The organism is Micromonospora sp. NPDC049204 (assembly GCF_040647935.1).
In the GTDB taxonomy this organism is placed as follows: Bacteria; Actinomycetota; Actinomycetes; order Mycobacteriales; family Micromonosporaceae; genus Micromonospora.
Map to the genome: position 1 here is coordinate 17,047 of NZ_JBEZDC010000001.1, position 15,621 is coordinate 32,667.

Consider the following 15,621-nt stretch of genomic DNA (forward strand, 5'->3'; position numbering starts at 1 on the left):
TCACTGTTGGTAGCTGACCGATGCCTGGAGGCGGAGCGATGGCGCGACCGGTGACGAACGCGGCATTCGAAGGACTTCTGCTGACTGCTGGTTACGCCAACTCCCACGCTGCCTTCGCCCGACAGCTCAATCACACCGGCCGCAACGAGGGCGCCTGGCGCTACGACGCCGCCAGCGTCTACTGGTGGTTACGCGGTCGCCGGCCTGGCGAGCACGTCCAGGCCGCGATGGCCGAGACCCTGGCCCGCAAGCTTGGTCGCCCGGTCGCCATTGCCGAGTTGGGCTTCGGCGCGGGCGACAGCATTGGTATGTGTGTCTATCCTGCGACCGTTGATGGCGCGATCGAGACCGCCGAGCAGGTCTGGACGAGGCTGGCCAAGCGCCTCAACCAACAGGACACTGGGGCGTTCGACAGCGGCAAAGCGCTTGAGGCGGCGCTTGGCTGGCGGTATGACCTGCCCGACGAGGCGGTCAGCCGGAACGGCCGGCAACAGGTCACCTCCACCGATGTTCAATCGCTGTACGCGCTGGCGGACCATTTCACCGACCTTGACCGACGTCATGGCAGTGGCTCTCCGCGTACCCGTGCTGTCATGGCCGACTTCCTGGTGCGTCAGGTCGCGCCGATGCTGAAAGGCACCTACACCGATGCCGTTGGACGCGATCTCATGCGCGCAGCGGCAACGCTCTCCGGCCAACTCGCCTTTATGTCATACGACGCGGGCGAACATGCCGTGGCCCAACATCATGTGACGCTCGGTCTGCGGCTTGCCAAGGCCGCTGACGATCGCCTCTATGGCGCTCACCTGCTGGCCAACCTTGCCACCCAGGCGGTGTTCCTAGGCCATGGTCGGGAGGCGGCCCGGCTCATCGAAGCAGCCATCGACGGCGCCGGCCGGGCACCCGCCGCAGTCCTCGCTCGGCTGTATGCCACCGCCGCTACCGCGTACGGACAGTCGGGCGAGAGACGTGCCTGCCAGCTCGCTCTAACTAAGGCTGAGCGTGCTCTCGACCGGACGGGCACTGACCCCGGCCCGCGCTGGGTTGACTACTTCAGCGCTGCCCACCTGGCCGGGGCTTCAATGAGGTGCCTGGGTGACCTACATCTGTACTCACAGGCCCTTCGACACGCCCCCGAAGCGCTCACCCTCGAAAGCCAAAACACTCGAACGCGTGCCCTGCACACCGCCCTAGTCGCCATGACTTATGCACGTACTGGGGACACCGACGCCGCCTGTGAATGGGCCAACAAACTCGGGCAGCATGCTGCGGGCATCCACTCGGCGCGTGTCCGACAGCGCGTCCGCGAACTCGCTACCACGTTCAGCCCGCAGCAAGCATCACCCCAGGTCAACGAGGTTTTGCATACCCTCGCGGCCACGGCGGGAGCCATCTAGAGCAAGAGCGCACCTAGACACATCCGCTAGCGTCACCGAGGTGACCTGGACGGAGCCCGCCACGTGGTACGCGAACTTGGCTTCCTTCTACGCCGCCGCCGCGGCCTTCATTACCGACCCGACGGGCAACGTGCTGCTCGTCAAGCCCACGTACCGCGACCACTGGGCCTTCCCCGGCGGTTACGTGGACGAGGGCGAATACCCGCACGCGGCCTGCGCCCGCGAAATCCATGAGGAGTTGGGGATGCCTGTGGTCGTCGGGGATCTTCTCGTGGTGGACTGGGCACCACCCGCTGGGCACCGCCCGCGTGCCATCGTCAGCTTCACGTTTGACTGCGGATCCATTGCCAGCCTTGACGGCTTCGCGCTGCCCAGACAGGAACTGGAGGACGTCGCTTTCTTTCCAATCAAAGAGGCTGTACAGCATCTTCCCGAAAATGTCGCCATACGAGTTCAAGCGGCGATTCGCGCCCGTGACCGGAGCGCCCCGGTCTACCTCCCTAGCAGCTCGGCCTATCCATCGTCCGCTGCATGAGCAAGCCGATCAAAGCGCTAGGCTTACATAGGAGAGTGAGACCGTAGCCTGACATGCGGTTGCTCGTCGGTCCCCTACCAGGTCAGCTGTCCGTGTCGGTCACTGGCTCGTCGCGTCTCGGGTGCGGCAGGGTCCGCCCTGGGTGCCCCTCAGCCGGCCCACTGACGGCCTAGACGGCCCATGGAGGTGCCCGACCACGCGCCAGTGTTCGTCGTTCAGCGGATGGCCAAAGGGACGATCCCTGGAAGACTCTCGCAGCCCACCGCCACAGCAACGCACCGTTGTGGATGCGTACGTCTATCGTAATGGTGATGCCCTTTGATCTCACCAGACTGCGCCGCGACCATCGCTGGCCGTGGCGAGGGCTCGCGTTTCTAGCCATACTCGGACTATCTGGGTGGTGGTGGACACCCACCGTAGTCGATGCCATTGCCAGCTTCACGGACGCCGACCTGGCCGTTAAGGACAGTGTTAGCAGCGTCGTGAGCGTAGCAATCGGACTTCTGTCCTTCCTGACGTCGACTTACCTCGGCTGGCTCCAGCTTTCCAACAAGCGCCAGATGGCGATCACGGCGGAAGCAACCTCGGACGAGCAGCGCGATAGCCACACCTATAACCGGTTGAAGAACCACGTCGGAAGAATCGGCAGCCTTCCTCGAATGGATGCTGCCGATGCGCTTTCTCTACGGGTACATCCAGCGATCAGCCTTGTATCGGCTAGGCCGAGGGACAACGAGCCTGAAACGGAATCTGCAGGAAGGCTAGGTTGGCTGCGCAAGAGGGCGATGAGCGAACCATTTAGCATCGACCCTGATCTGCCGCTGTTCGTGCCCCGTGAGAAATTCGATATAGTTTGCCGCGCCCTGATCAACTCAGCGAAGGACGGCGGGTTCCTGCTGTTAGTGGGAAACTCAAGCGTGGGGAAGACGCGCCTTCTTTATGAGGCTAGCCGCAAGACACTTCCTGACTTCTCACTTCTAGCACCGGACTTGGGCGACGGAGAATTAGTTAATCGGATTGCTAACGCGGACTTCAAGTTACCACCCATCATCATTTGGCTCGACGAGTTTCAGCGCTTTTTGGAGGGACCATACCTAACTCCAGGACATACCACGATTACGGCGGCTGCCATCCGGAAGCTGCTGGAAGCACCGAGCCCCGTAGTCATCGTGGCAACACTATGGCCGGAATACGCTAATCAGCTTCGTAGTACTGAATTCGACGTGACCCATGGACTTCACCGTCCACGGTATCCGTCGGCCCTCGACATCCTCGATGACCGACGCTTAACGGAAATATCCCTAGACAGTTTTACGCCGGAAGAGCGCTGGGAGGCTGCCCGCCTCGCGCCGGCCGACCCCCGACTTATGCTCGCATTGGAGAATGCTGATTATAACCTCACGGAAGTTCTTTCAGGCGCACTGGAGATCGTTCGGCGCTACGAGCGAGGAACGAAGGAGCAGCGCGCAATTGTCGACGCCGCCGTCGATGCCCGCCGCCTCGGGATTCAAGGCCCGCTGGATTCCGCTCTCCTGCTGGGCGCGTCTCGAGCCTATTTGACGGGCTACTATCCGGACGACTCTTGGTTTCAATCCAACCTTGACGAGTTAACTTCTACGGATCGACCCCAGGATCGAGGAACCGCACCCGTAATTGTCATCACTAGCTCTGATCGTCGGACAGTCCTCGGATACTCGGTAACCGACTTCCTCCTGCAACGACTGAGCAAAATGCGTACAAGCCATACGGTGCCAAACCTCGCGTGGGCGGCCCTAACGGCCAGAACTGTGAGTCCACATGATCAGCTGCGACTAGCCGATACCGCCTACGAGAAAGGGATGGCACATCACGCTGAATCGCTTTACCGGAAGCTGGTAGAAGCCGATTCCGATAATTGGCAGGCGGCTAGGAGGCTTTCTTTCGTGCTGGTAGCACTGGGACATATCGATGAGCTTAGTATGCGAGCCGATAATGGCGACACGATCGCAGCCGAGGCATTGGTGGGACTTCTGGTGTCGACAAATCGCATTGGTGATGCGCTCGAAAAATTGCGGTTATATGCGCAGACTGGCGAAACTCAAGCCCTGCAGAGACTCGCTGCATTCCTGGAGCTTGGCAGGAAAGAGCATGAAGCGATAGAGGTTTTAAGGAAGCTGACCAGCAGAGGGGACCTCTACGCCGAGCGACGCTTACTCCAGTTGTTAGTGGCTAATGGCCGGATGGATGAGGCTGCTCTGATTGTCAAAGCGGACAAGAGCTGGAGTTGGCTCGGGGCTTACGGCCTAGGACACTTGAAGGCAGCGGTTGATGATTAGGGGTCCAATTCCTTCGTCAGGGCTGACGGCTGCGGCAAGACGGCAGCTCGTCAAGAGCACAAGCAGCCGGGCCTAAAGTACGTGCACTTTATAGAGCAACAATCGCCGCAGTCTCCGCCGGCAACTGGATCCGGTCCCGCATCACGGTGACCCCCTCCCCGGTAGCCAGCAGCACCCGTCGAGCCACCCCAGGCAGCGACACCCCCTGCCCCCGCCCAGCCAGGTTGGCGACAACCAGCGTGTCCCCCCGCCGCATCACCAAAAACTGATCCCCATGCTGCACAGACACCGCCTGCAGTCGAGGATCCGACAGATCAGGGCAGGACCGCCGCAGCTCAATCAACCGCTGGTAAAACGCCAGCATCGAAGCATGCTCCGGCTTGTCCAGCTCCGCCCAGTCCAACCGCGACCGCGTGAACGTCTCCGGGTCCTGCGGGTCCGGCACATCCCCCTCCGGCCACCCGTGCGACGCGAACTCCCGCCGCCGCCCGGTCCGCACCGCAGACGCCAACTCCGGCTCCGGATGCGAGGTGAAGAACTGCCAAGGCGTAGAGGCAGCCCACTCCTCCCCCATGAACAGCATGGGAGTGAACGGAGCCGTCAACAGCAACGTAGCCCCAACACGGAGCAGCGAAGGCGACAGCGAAGCCGAGATCCGATCCCCGGTAGCCCGATTCCCGATCTGATCGTGGTTCTGCAAGTACGCCACGAGCCGATGACCCGGGACGCGGGAATCCAGAGGCCGCCCATGATGACGGTTACGGAAGCTCGACCAGGTCCCCGCGTGGAAGAACCCACCCGTCAGCACGTCAGACAGCGTCTCCAAGGAGCCGAAGTCCCCGTAGTACCCCTGCCGCTCCCCGGTAAGGAGAGTGTGCAGCGCGTGGTGCGCGTCGTCGTTCCACTGCGCGTGCAGCCCGAACCCGCCCGCCTCCCGGGGCGTGATGAGCCGCGGGTCGTTGAGGTCGGACTCGGCGATCAGCGACAACGGCCGCCCCACGTGCGTCGACAGCGACTCGACGGCAATGGCCAGCTCTTCCAGGATGGGCACCGCCCGTGAGTCGGGCAGCGCGTGCACGGCGTCCAGGCGGAGGCCGTCGACGTGGTAGTCGCGCAGCCACATGAGCACGCTGTCGATGATGTAGCGGCGTACCTCGTCGGAGTGCGGGCCGTCCAGGTTGATCGAGCGGCCCCAACTGTTGCTCTGCTCGGCCAGGTAGGGGCCGAACTGCGGCGCGTAGGCCCCGGAGGGCCCGAAATGGTTGTAGACAACGTCGAGGATCACCCCCAACCCCTTGGCGTGGGCGGCGTCGACGAACCGTTTCAGGCCGTCGGGGCCGCCGTAGGGCTGGTGGGGGGCGTACCAGCAGACGCCGTCGTACCCCCAGTTGTGTTCGCCGTTGAAGGCGTTGACCGGGAGCAGCTCGATCAGGTCGACGCCCAGCGACACCAGGTGGTCGAGGCGGTCGATGGCCCCGTCGAAGGTGCCTTCCGGGGTGAAGGTGCCGATGTGCAGCTCGTAGAGGATGCTGCCGGGCAGTTGCCGGCCGGTCCACGAGGTGTCGGACCACGCGAAGGCCGAGTGGTCGTAGCGGCGGCTGGGACCGTGCACACCAGCAGGCTGCCACGGTGACCGGGGGTCGGGCAGCGGGGTCTCGTCGTCGTTCAGCAGAAAGGAGTAGTCGAGGCCGGCGTTGGGGACGTCGACGCGCCACCAGCCGTCGGCGGCGGCGCGCATCTCGTGGTCGGCGTCACCGGTCAGGCGCAGCCGCACGCGGGTGGCGTCCGGTGCCCACACGGAGAATTCGGTCATGACGCAGCCTCCACGGCAGCGGTGGGTGGAGCCAGCAGTGCGACGGGATAGTCGGACAGAAGGTCGTCCAGAGGGGTCTCCCCACCACTGTAGACCCGGCCGGTGAACAGGTCCTTCATCTCGTGAACGGGAAGTGACAGGGCCGTGTCGCACCAGCCGCCGGCGCGGGCCAGGCCCAGCGGCAGGCGGGTGGCGACGGTGATCGCGCCGCCCCGGTCGAACGCCACCGCGTGCCGGCCCAGCCGCCCGTGCGCCGGCACCGGCCGGTAGCCGGTGAACAGCTCCGGGTGCGCCCGCCGCAGCCGCAGGGTCCGCGACACGACGAGCAGCTTCGCCGCTCCGTCGGTGTCGATCGGGGGACGCCAGCCGGCGTCGAGGCGTGCCAGCAGCTCTCGGCGTACGTCGAAGTCGACCGGGCGCCGATTGTCCGGGTCGACGAGGGAGTTGTCCCACAGCTCGGTGCCCTGGTAGGTGTCCGGGACGCCGGGCATGGTCAGTTGCACGAGTTTCTGCCCGAGGGAGTTGCTCCAGCCGGCGGGGGTGATGGCGGCGGCGAGTTCGGTCAGCTCGTCGTGCAGGCTCGGGTCGTCGTACATCCGGTCGATGAGCGCGTGCATGGCTTGTTCGAAGGCCGGGTCGGGGTCCGCCCAACTGGTCGAGGCCGCGGCCTCCCGGGCGGCCTTCTCAGCGTACGCGTGCAGCCGTTCCCGTTCGATCGGCCACGCGCCGACGGCGGTCTGCCACAGCAGGTGGGCGAACGCCGGGTCGGGCAGCGGCGCGTACTCCGTCCAGGTCTTGACCTGCTCGGCCCAGCGGCCCGGCAGCTCGCTGAGCACGGCGAGTCGGGCGCGGACGTCCTCGCCGCGTTTGGTGTCGTGGGTCGAGAGGGTGGTCATGGTGGCGGGCCAGCGGACCTGCTGGGCGGCGGCGAAGCGGTGGAACTCCGCCGGCGGCACCCCGAAGTGGGCGGGGCTGTCGCCGACCTCGTTGAGCGCCACGAACCGGGTCCACCGGTAGAACGCGGTGTCCTCCACACCCTTGGCCATCACCGCGCCGGTGAGCTGCGGGAACCGTTGCGCCAGTTCGTCGTCGGGGTCGCGCAGTCGGCGGGTGATCGCGTCCAGGGCGCCGGCCAGGTCAGGGCGGCGGCGGCCGGCCTCGGAGCGGGCGGCGGCGAGGTGCCGGGCGCCGTGCGGCGGGTAGCCCCGGTAGACCTCGAACGCGGCGGCCAGCTCGGCGAGCGCCACGCGGGCCTGCTCGGTGGGCACCTCGGGGGCGAGCGCGGCCAGCCGGGTCAGCTCGGCGGCGAGCAGCCCGGTGGCGGCGGCCAGCTTGGTGGCGTGGGTCAGGTCCTCCCAGGAGGTGTGGCGCCCGACGAGCTGGGTGTCCAGCACCGTGAAGTCGCCCTCGGCGTCGGTGTCGACGAACAGCCCGCCGACCGCGGCCAGCGCCTCGTAACCGGTGGTGCCGTCCACCGGCCAGTCCGGCAGCTCCTCGCCGTACTCCAGGATCTTCTCCACCACGAGCCAGGCGTCCGGCGCGGCGGCCCGCAACCGGGTCAGGTAGCCGCCGGGGTCGCGCAGGCCGTCCGGGTGGTCGACGCGGATGCCGTCGACCTCCCCGGCGGCGGCCCAGCGCAGGATCAGCTCGTGGGTGGCGGCGAACACCGCCGGGTCCTCCACGCGCAGGCCGGCCAGGCCCGCGATGGCGAAGAACCGGCGGTACGTCAGCTCGGCGTCACCGCGCCGCCAGGAGACCAGCTCGTAGCGCTGCCGGTCGTGCACCTGGCGGGCGGTGCCGTCGCCGGTGCCGTCGGCGATCGGGAAGCGGTGCTCGTGGTAGCGCAGCTCGTCGTCGACCACCTTGAGGTCGTCCAGGGCGGCCGGGTCGTCGGCGAGCACCGGCAGCAGCAGCCGGCCCCGGTCCCAGTCGATGTCGAACCAGTCGGCGTACGACGAGTCGCGCCCCCGGCGCAGCACGTCCCACCAGGCCGGGTTGGCCGGTGGTACGGCGACACCGGCGTGGTTGGGCACGATGTCGACGACCAGGCCGAGCTGCTTGGCGCGCAGCGCGCCCAGCAGTCGCTGCCGGGCGGCCTCGCCGCCGAGCTCCGGGTTGACCGCCCGGTGGTCGACCACGTCGTAGCCGTGCTGCGAACCGGGGGTGGCGGTCAGCAGCGGGGCGGTGTAGAGGTGGCTGACGCCCAGGTCGGCGAGGTAGTCGAGGATCGCGGCGGTGGCGTCCAGGTCGAAGCCGGGGCGGACCTGGATGCGGTAGGTGGCCTTCGGAGGGGTGGCCGGCATGTCAGATCGTCCTCTCCAGCACGACGAGGGAGCGGTCCGGCACCCGGATGGTGCCGCCCGCGCTGATCACCGTGGCGTCGCCCGGCTCGGGTTCGGCCGTGCTGATCACCCGTTCCCACTTCTGGCCGTACTCGCTGCCGGGCATGGTGAAGTCCAGCGGCGCGTCGTGGGCGTTGAAACAGAGGAGGAACGAGGCGTCGTGGTGTTTCTGGCCGTACTGGCCGCGCTCGCGGATGCCCTCGCCGTTGACGAACAGCGCCACCGAACGGCCGAAGTCGTTGCCCCAGTCCTCGCCGGTCATCTCCCGCCCGTCCGGGGTGTGCCAGGCCAGGTCGGGCAGCGGCTCGTCGATTCCGCGCCCGTTCACCGGCAGGCCGGTGAAGAACCGGCGACGGCGGAACACCTGGTGCCGTTTGCGGAACGCGGTCAACGTCTGGACGAACTCCAGCAGCTGCTCGTCGACGTTGTCCCAGTCGACCCAGGCCAGCTCGCTGTCCTGGCAGTAGACGTTGTTGTTGCCGTGCTGGGTGCGGCCCAACTCGTCGCCGTGGCCGATCATCGGCACGCCCTGCGACAGCATCAGGGTGGCCAGGAAGTTGCGCCGCTGCTTGGCGCGCAGGGCGAGCACCGCCTCGTCGTCGGTGTCGCCCTCGACGCCGCAGTTCCACGAGCGGTTGTGGCTCTCGCCGTCGCGGTTGTCCTCGCCGTTGGCCTCGTTGTGCTTGTCGTTGTACGACACCAGGTCGTTGAGGGTGAATCCGTCGTGCACGGTGACGAAGTTGATGCTGTGGAACGGGCGGCGGCCGTCGTCCTGGTAGAGGTCTGCGGAACCGGAGATCCGCGACGCGAACTCGGCGAGGGTGGCCGGCTCACCACGCCAGAAGTCCCGCACGGTGTCGCGGTACTTGCCGTTCCACTCCGTCCACAGCGGCGGGAAGTTGCCCACCTGGTAGCCGCCGGGGCCGACGTCCCACGGTTCGGCGATCAGCTTCACCTGGCTGACCACCGGGTCCTGCTGCACCACCTCGAAGAACGTGGAGAGTCGGTCCACCTCGTAGAACTCGCGGGCCAGGGTGGCCGCCAGGTCGAAGCGGAAACCGTCGACGTGCATCTCGGTCACCCAGTAGCGCAGCGAATCCATGATCAGTTGCAGGGAGTGCGGGCTGCGCACGTTGAGGCTGTTGCCGGTGCCGGTGTAGTCGACGAAGTAGCGGCGGTCCTCCTCGCTGAGCCGGTAGTAGCTGGGGGCGTCCACGCCCTTGAAGCTCAGCGTCGGGCCGAGGTGGTTGCCCTCGGCGGTGTGGTTGTAGACCACGTCGAGGATGACCTCGATGCCGGCCGCGTGCAGCGCCTTGACCATGCCCCGGAACTCCTGCACCTGCTGGCCGGTGCGGCCCAGCGCCGAGTAGCCGTGGTGCGGGGCGAAGAACCCGATGGTGTTGTAACCCCAGTAGTTGCGCAGCCCGAGGTCGACGAGGCGGTTGTCGTGGATGAACTGGTGCACCGGCATCAGCTCGATCGCCGTCACCCCGAGCCGGGTCAGATAGTCGATCATCGGCGGGGAGGCGATGCCCGCGTACGTGCCGCGCAGTTCCTCCGGGATGTCCGGGTGGCGCATGGTCAGCCCGCGCACGTGCGCCTCGTAGATCACCGAGTGGTGGTAAGGGGTGCGCGGCGGCTTGTCGTTGCCCCAGTCGAAGTACGGGTTGACCACCACCGACTTCGGCATGAACGGCGCCGAGTCGGTCTCGGACATCGTCTCCGGCTCGTTCATGTCGTAGTCGTAGACCGCCGGGTCCCACTGGACGTCACCGTCGATGGCCTTCGCGTACGGGTCGAGGAGCAGCTTGTGCGGGTTGCAGCGCAGCCCGTTGGCCGGGTCGTACGGGCCGTGCACCCGGTAGCCGTAGCGCTGCCCCGGCTCGATGCCCGGCAGGTACGCGTGCCACACGTAGGCGTCCACCTCACGCAGCTCGACGCGGCGTTCCGCGCCGGTGTCCCACTCGTCGAAAAGGCAGAGCTCGATCCTGTCGGCCACCTCGGAGAAGATGGCGAAGTTGGTGCCCATCCCGTCGTAGGTGGCGCCCAGGGGGTACCGCTCGCCCGGCCAGACCTGCATGTTGCTCCTTAGACCATGGTTGTGCCCGCACCGGCCGACGCATGCCCGCGCGCACGCAGGTATTGCCCCCCGCCCGGCAGCGCCAATCCATCCTTTCAGGCGGTGACGGAAATCCGCCCGTCTGATGCGGGCAACACCCTCAGGTGTCCTCCGTCACGATGACCCTTTTTGAGGTGCGTTCTCGGGCGCGATGCCCTTTCCTTGATCGGGGACAAGCGTTCGCGCGTGTTCCGCCAGGCCACTCGGCCACCCCTTACACCTCACTCCGCCGCCACTGACGCCGGCGTACCACCATGCATGGACGGAGATTGATGTGACCCTGCGGGTCGACGAGCAGCACACAGCCACCAAGGACCGGGCCCACCGGCCCACCCTGACCTCCCGGTCCCCGCTCCCGACCCAGCCCGGTCTCACCGCGCAGCCCGGCGCGGCCGTGCCGGCGCAGCCCGGCGCCGGGGTGCCCCCGCAGACCCAGCGCATCCTGATGCTGTCCTGGGAGTACCCGCCGGTGCTCGTCGGCGGCCTCGGCCGGCACGTGCACGCGCTCTCCGTCGCCCTCGCCGCCGCCGGCCACGAGGTCACCGTCGTCACCCGCCACACCGAGGGCGCGCCCATGGAGGAGTACGCCGACGGCGTCCGCGTCCTGCGCGCCCCCGAGGACCCGGTCACCTTCCCCCTCGCCACCGACTCGCTGCTGGCCTGGACCATGGCCTTCAACCACACCCTCACCCGCACCGCGCTGCGTGCCACCCAGGCCGGCTCGTACGACGTCATCCACGCCCACGACTGGCTCGTCGCCCACACCGCGATGACATTGCGCGACCACCTGGACATCCCGCTGGTCAGCACGATCCACGCCACCGAGGCCGGGCGGCACCAGGGCTGGCTGCCGGAGGAGATGAACCGCACCATCCACGGCGTCGAGCAGTGGCTCACCAGTGAGTCCGGCCGGGTGATCGTCTGCTCCGGGTACATGCGTGAGCAGGTGAACGCCCTGTTCGACGTACCGACCGCCCGGGTCGACGTGGTCGCCAACGGCGTGGAGCCGCACCGCTGGCGGGTGCCGGCCCGCGCGGTGGCCGCCGCCCGCGCCCGGTTCGCCGGGGACGGCCCGCTCATCACCTTCGCCGGCCGCCTCGTCTACGAGAAGGGCGTCCAGCACCTGATCGCCGCGCTGCCCCGGCTGCGCGAGCGGCACCCCGGGCTGCGCGCCGTGATCGCCGGCGACGGCCCGTACCGCGCCGAGTTGGAGGCCGAGGTGCACCGCCGCGGCCTCGGCGGGATGGTCACCATGCCGGGCTTCCTGGGCGGCACCGACCTGCCGGCGTTGATGGCCGCGTCCGACTGCTTCGCCGTGCCGAGCATCTACGAGCCGTTCGGCATGGTGGCCCTGGAGGGCGCGGCAGCCGGCGCACCGCTGGCCGTCGCCGCCACCGGTGGCCTCGGCGAGATCGTGGAGCCGGGCGTGACCGGGATGACCTTCCGCCCGCACGACCCCGACGGACTCACCGACGCAATCGACGCGCTGCTGTCCGACCCCGACCGGGCGCGCGTCATGGCCCGCCGCGCCCGCCGGATGGTCCACGACCAGTACGGCTGGTCGGCGATCGCCCAGCGCACCGCCGCCAGCTACGCCGCCGCCATCGCCACCGACGCCGCGTTCACCTCCCAACGCGCCGAGCAGCGCATGTCCCAGGGCCGGGCGCTTCCGGCGCTGCCCGAGGGCAACCTGCTCGCCGCCGCCGGCCTGCGCTGACGCTGCGTGATCGGCGGCCTGGCCCGTTTGCGCGTGATCGACGGCCTGGCGCTTGATCGACTCGGTTTCCTTGACGTGGGGGTGTCCCAGCGCCCGCGACACCCCGACGTCCCGGAAGCCGAGTCGATCACGCCGCGCCAGCCGGCACCGCGCCGCTCGGCACCGGTCGGTCGGCGCACGCCAGCCCGACCGGCCGGCGCCTGTCAGAATGTGCGGATGTCTCGCCCTGTCGACGCCCTGGACGCCAGCTTTCCGATCGCCGCCTCGATCGCGCTGGACCTGATCCACCGTGCCGAGGTGACCGGGCGGTGGTCGAGCCCGAGCGCCCTGCCGCACCTGTCCGTGGGTGGTCTGGCGTGCCACCTGGGACGTCAGGCGGTCCGTGCGGCGGAGCTGCTGCCGATGCCGACCGACCTGCCCGTGTTGCAGTCGGCCGACAACCATTACGAGCGGGCCTCCTGGGTCTCCGAGGGGTCCCCGGACAAGGGCACCGTCGCCTCCAGCAACGACGAGGCCGACGCCGTCCGCGGGCCGGAGGACCTGCACGGCCGTTCCGCGCAGGCGGTGGAGGAGGTCGGCGATCTGCTCTCCGGAGGTGGCGCTCGTGACGTCGTGCCGATCCCGTGGCAGGGCTGGGCGCTGCGTCGCGGCGACTTCCTGCTCACCCGCCAGTTGGAGATCGTGGTCCACTCCGATGACCTGGCGGTGAGCGTCGGCGTACCCACGCCAGTTTTCCCCGCGGAGGTCTTCGATCCGGTACGCGACCTGCTGGTGCGCCTGGCCGTACGCCGCCGGGGTCAGTCCGCGTTGATCAGCGCCCTGAGCCGCAGCGAGCGCGCACAGGACATCTCCGCCTTCTGACGCCTGGGCTTGGGCGCGGCCGCCGTGGGTGCGCCGTTCTGAGGCATCGGCCCGAATCCGGAATTTTGTCCATTACGGTGAACCGTATGTACAGGACCGTCACCTCACCCGACTCCACTGAGTTCGCCGGCAAGCGCGCGATCGTCACGGGAGGCAGTCGTGGGATCGGCGCGGCCATCGTCCAGCGGCTGCTCGACGGTGGCGCGACAGTCGTCACCACGGCGCGCAACGCCTCCGACGAGACACCGAAGGCCGCCACCTTCATTCAGGGCGACATCGGCACGCTCGCGGGCGTGCAGGCCTTCACCGCGGCGGCGCTCGACACACTCGGCGGCGTCGACATCGTGGTCAACAACGCGGCGGCGGCACGTGCTCACCTCGGGGGCATCTCATCCATCCCCGATGAGGAATGGCTCGACGCGCTCTACCTCAACTACCTGTCCGCCGTGCGCGTCAACAACGCGGTGCTGCCGGCGCTGCGCGAGGCCGGGGCGGGCGCCGCGATCGTCAACATCTCCTCCGGAGCGGCGCTCACGCCGGCGCCGCCGCTGGCGCACTACGGTGCCGCCAAGGCCGCCCTCAACACCTACGGCAAAGCGCTCGCCAGCGAGCTCGCGCCTGCCGGAATCCGCGTCAACACGATCATCCCCGGCAACGTGCTCACCCCGGGCGCCGACGCGATCCGCCAGAACTTCGCCGACGCGATGAACGTCGCGCTCGCCGCCACCACGGCGGGCATCCCCCTGGGTCGTCCCGGAGACCCACGCGACATCGCCGAGGCGGTCGCCTACCTCGTGTCGGACCGGGCGCAGTGGGTCACCGGAACAAGCCTGGCAGTCGACGGCGGTGAACTCCCCGTCGTCTAGCGCCTTCCTCAGCTGCTCCCCCGCAGCTGCTGGCGTAGGTCGGTGTGTCGGACCGTGTCCACGACGATCAGCGCCGCGACGATCAGCACCAGCAGCGCGAGCGCGGCCAGCGGCGGCACCAGGGCCGCGAGCGGGATGCCGGCCAGCAGCACGCCCACGGCGACCAGCCGTACGCCGTTGAGCGCCATGTGCATGCGCTGGACGAACAGCAACTGCCCGGCCCGATCAGCGCCGGGAAAGGCCGCAGGCCGCCGACCCGAAAGGGGTCGACGGCCTGCTGGTGAAGCGAGGAGCGGGTGTCAGCGCTCGGCGAAGGGGACGTAGTCCCGCTCGGGCGCGCCGACGTAGACCTGCCGAGGACGGCCGATCTTGGTCTCCGGGTCGCTGATCATCTCGCGCCACTGGGCGATCCAGCCGGGGAGCCGGCCGAGCGCGAAGAGCACCGTGAACATCTTCGTCGGGAAGCCCATGGCCTTGTAGATCAGGCCGGTGTAGAAGTCCACGTTCGGGTAGAGCCGACGGGAGACGAAGAAGTCGTCGGCGAGGGCGATCTCCTCCAGCTCCATGGCGATGTCCAGCAGCGGGTCGGGCTTGGCCATCCGGCCCAGCACGTCCTGCGCGGCCTTCTTGACGATCGCCGCCCGCGGGTCGTAGTTCTTGTAGACCCGGTGGCCGAAGCCCATCAGCTTGACGCCGTCCTCCTTGTTCTTCACCTTGCGGACGAAGGAGCGGACGTCGTCGTCGCCGGCGTGGATCTTCTGGAGCATCTCCAGCACCGCCTGGTTGGCACCGCCGTGCAGCGGGCCGAACAGCGCGTTCACGCCGGCGGAGACCGAGGCGAACAGGTTGGCGTTGCTGGAGCCGACCAGGCGGACGGTCGAGGTGGAGCAGTTCTGCTCGTGGTCGGCGTGCAGGACGAACAGCATGTCCAGCACCTTCGACATCACCGGGTCGACCTCGTACGGCTCCGCCGGCACGCCGAAGGTCATCCGCAGCAGGTTGTCCACGTACCCCAGCGAGTTGTCCGGGTACAGCAGCGGCTGCCCGATGGACTTCTTGTACGCGTACGAGGCGATGGTGGGGACCTTCGCCATCAGCCGGACCGTGGAGATCTCCACGTGCTCGGAGTCGAACGGGTCCAGGCTGTCCTGGTAGAACGTCGACAGGGCGCTCACCGCGGACGACAGCACCGCCATCGGGTGGGCGTCCCGGGGGAAGCCGTCGAAGAAGCGGCGCATCTCCTCGTGCAGCAGCGAGTGCCGCCGGATCCACTCGGTGAACTCGGTCAGCTGCTGCTCGGTCGGCAGCTCACCGTAGATGAGCAGGTACGAGACCTCCAGGAAGGAGGACTTCTCGGCCAGCTGCTCGATCGGGTATCCCCGGTACCGCAGGATCCCCGCGTCGCCGTCGATGTAGGTGATCGCCGATGAGGCGGCCGCGGTGTTGACGAAACCGGGGTCGTATGTCGTCATCCCGGTTTCCTTCAGCAGCTTGCTCACCCCGATACCGGCGGGGCCGTCGACCGCTGGGTGTACCGGCATCGACAGCTGCCCACCGGGGTGATCGAGCTTGACTTCCGTCATGTGGTTCCTCGCTTCGCCGGCAGATCTACGTTGAATTGCCTTCGCTTCTACCGTAATTGCGGCTCGGGGGACA

General features: G+C 67.8%; 11 protein-coding genes. 6 read left to right on the forward strand and 5 right to left on the reverse strand.

Annotated elements, in window-relative coordinates:
- Nucleotides 1-38 precede the first annotated feature (38 nt).
- The 3 genes from AB0A90_RS00100 (at nt 39) to AB0A90_RS00110 (ending at nt 4,247) form a co-directional block, all read left to right on the forward strand.
- The gene (locus tag AB0A90_RS00100) at nt 39-1,397 is read left to right on the forward strand and encodes a hypothetical protein (protein WP_357239052.1); all 1,359 of its coding nucleotides are present in this window, start codon (nt 39-41) and stop codon (nt 1,395-1,397) included.
- A gap of 40 nt (nt 1,398-1,437) precedes the next feature.
- Nucleotides 1,438-1,932, forward strand: a complete 495-nt coding sequence (locus AB0A90_RS00105; protein ID WP_357239055.1) for an NUDIX hydrolase — start codon at nt 1,438-1,440, stop codon at nt 1,930-1,932.
- Between the two features lie 311 nt (nt 1,933-2,243).
- Nucleotides 2,244-4,247: a hypothetical protein gene (locus tag AB0A90_RS00110; protein ID WP_357239058.1), complete on the forward strand. Its 2,004-nt coding sequence runs from the start codon at nt 2,244-2,246 to the stop codon at nt 4,245-4,247.
- Nucleotides 4,248-4,335: 88 nt separating this feature from the next.
- On the opposite strand, the gene treZ is transcribed toward AB0A90_RS00110, so the two are convergent.
- Genes treZ through glgX form a run of 3 tightly spaced genes read right to left on the reverse strand, consistent with a single transcriptional unit; the run spans nt 4,336 to nt 10,482 of the window.
- Nucleotides 4,336-6,060, reverse strand: a complete 1,725-nt coding sequence (gene treZ / locus AB0A90_RS00115) for a malto-oligosyltrehalose trehalohydrolase (RefSeq protein ID WP_357239061.1) — start codon at nt 6,058-6,060, stop codon at nt 4,336-4,338.
- Entirely contained in the window at nt 6,057-8,363 is a 2,307-nt protein-coding gene (gene treY, locus AB0A90_RS00120; RefSeq protein ID WP_357239064.1) for a malto-oligosyltrehalose synthase, read from the reverse strand. The genes treZ and treY overlap by 4 nt, the downstream gene beginning before the upstream one ends.
- A 1-nt stretch (nt 8,364) precedes the next feature.
- Nucleotides 8,365-10,482 carry a glycogen debranching protein GlgX gene (glgX, locus tag AB0A90_RS00125; protein WP_357239067.1) on the reverse strand — a complete coding sequence of 706 codons (2,118 nt, stop codon included), beginning with the start codon at nt 10,480-10,482 and terminating at the stop codon, nt 8,365-8,367.
- A gap of 484 nt (nt 10,483-10,966) precedes the next feature.
- On the opposite strand from glgX, the gene AB0A90_RS00130 reads away from it, so the two are divergent.
- The 3 genes from AB0A90_RS00130 to AB0A90_RS00140 all read left to right on the forward strand — a co-directional run bounded on the left by AB0A90_RS00130 (nt 10,967) and on the right by AB0A90_RS00140 (nt 13,965).
- The gene (locus AB0A90_RS00130) at nt 10,967-12,238 is read left to right on the forward strand and encodes a glycosyltransferase family 4 protein (RefSeq protein WP_357240622.1); all 1,272 of its coding nucleotides are present in this window, start codon (nt 10,967-10,969) and stop codon (nt 12,236-12,238) included.
- A gap of 216 nt (nt 12,239-12,454) precedes the next feature.
- On the forward strand, nt 12,455-13,099 hold the full coding sequence (locus AB0A90_RS00135) for a maleylpyruvate isomerase N-terminal domain-containing protein (RefSeq protein WP_357239070.1): 645 nt from the start codon (nt 12,455-12,457) through the stop codon (nt 13,097-13,099).
- Nucleotides 13,100-13,185: 86 nt separating this feature from the next.
- A complete protein-coding gene (locus tag AB0A90_RS00140) occupies nt 13,186-13,965 on the forward strand; it encodes an SDR family oxidoreductase (protein WP_357239073.1) in 780 nt (259 codons plus the stop codon).
- A gap of 8 nt (nt 13,966-13,973) precedes the next feature.
- On the opposite strand, the gene AB0A90_RS00145 is transcribed toward AB0A90_RS00140, so the two are convergent.
- Together AB0A90_RS00145 and AB0A90_RS00150 are read right to left on the reverse strand one after the other, a co-directional pair.
- Nucleotides 13,974-14,159 carry a hypothetical protein gene (locus AB0A90_RS00145; protein ID WP_357239076.1) on the reverse strand — a complete coding sequence of 62 codons (186 nt, stop codon included), beginning with the start codon at nt 14,157-14,159 and terminating at the stop codon, nt 13,974-13,976.
- A gap of 105 nt (nt 14,160-14,264) precedes the next feature.
- Nucleotides 14,265-15,548 carry a citrate synthase gene (locus tag AB0A90_RS00150; protein WP_357239079.1) on the reverse strand — a complete coding sequence of 428 codons (1,284 nt, stop codon included), beginning with the start codon at nt 15,546-15,548 and terminating at the stop codon, nt 14,265-14,267.
- Nucleotides 15,549-15,621: the final 73 nt, after the last annotated feature.

Excerpts from the sequence above, each read along its gene's own strand:
- AB0A90_RS00150 (WP_357239079.1), bottom strand. The coding sequence starts at position 15,548 with ATGACGGAAGTCAAGCTCGATCACCCCGGTGGGCAGCTGTCGATGCCG.
- AB0A90_RS00140 (WP_357239073.1), top strand. The coding sequence starts at position 13,186 with ATGTACAGGACCGTCACCTCACCCGACTCCACTGAGTTCGCCGGCAAG.
- treZ (WP_357239061.1), bottom strand. The coding sequence starts at position 6,060 with ATGACCGAATTCTCCGTGTGGGCACCGGACGCCACCCGCGTGCGGCTG.
- AB0A90_RS00100 (WP_357239052.1), top strand. The coding sequence starts at position 39 with ATGGCGCGACCGGTGACGAACGCGGCATTCGAAGGACTTCTGCTGACT.
- AB0A90_RS00145 (WP_357239076.1), bottom strand. The coding sequence starts at position 14,159 with ATGCACATGGCGCTCAACGGCGTACGGCTGGTCGCCGTGGGCGTGCTG.
- glgX (WP_357239067.1), bottom strand. The coding sequence starts at position 10,482 with ATGCAGGTCTGGCCGGGCGAGCGGTACCCCCTGGGCGCCACCTACGAC.
- AB0A90_RS00110 (WP_357239058.1), top strand. The coding sequence starts at position 2,244 with ATGCCCTTTGATCTCACCAGACTGCGCCGCGACCATCGCTGGCCGTGG.
- AB0A90_RS00135 (WP_357239070.1), top strand. The coding sequence starts at position 12,455 with ATGTCTCGCCCTGTCGACGCCCTGGACGCCAGCTTTCCGATCGCCGCC.
- AB0A90_RS00130 (WP_357240622.1), top strand. The coding sequence starts at position 10,967 with ATGCTGTCCTGGGAGTACCCGCCGGTGCTCGTCGGCGGCCTCGGCCGG.
- treY (WP_357239064.1), bottom strand. The coding sequence starts at position 8,363 with ATGCCGGCCACCCCTCCGAAGGCCACCTACCGCATCCAGGTCCGCCCC.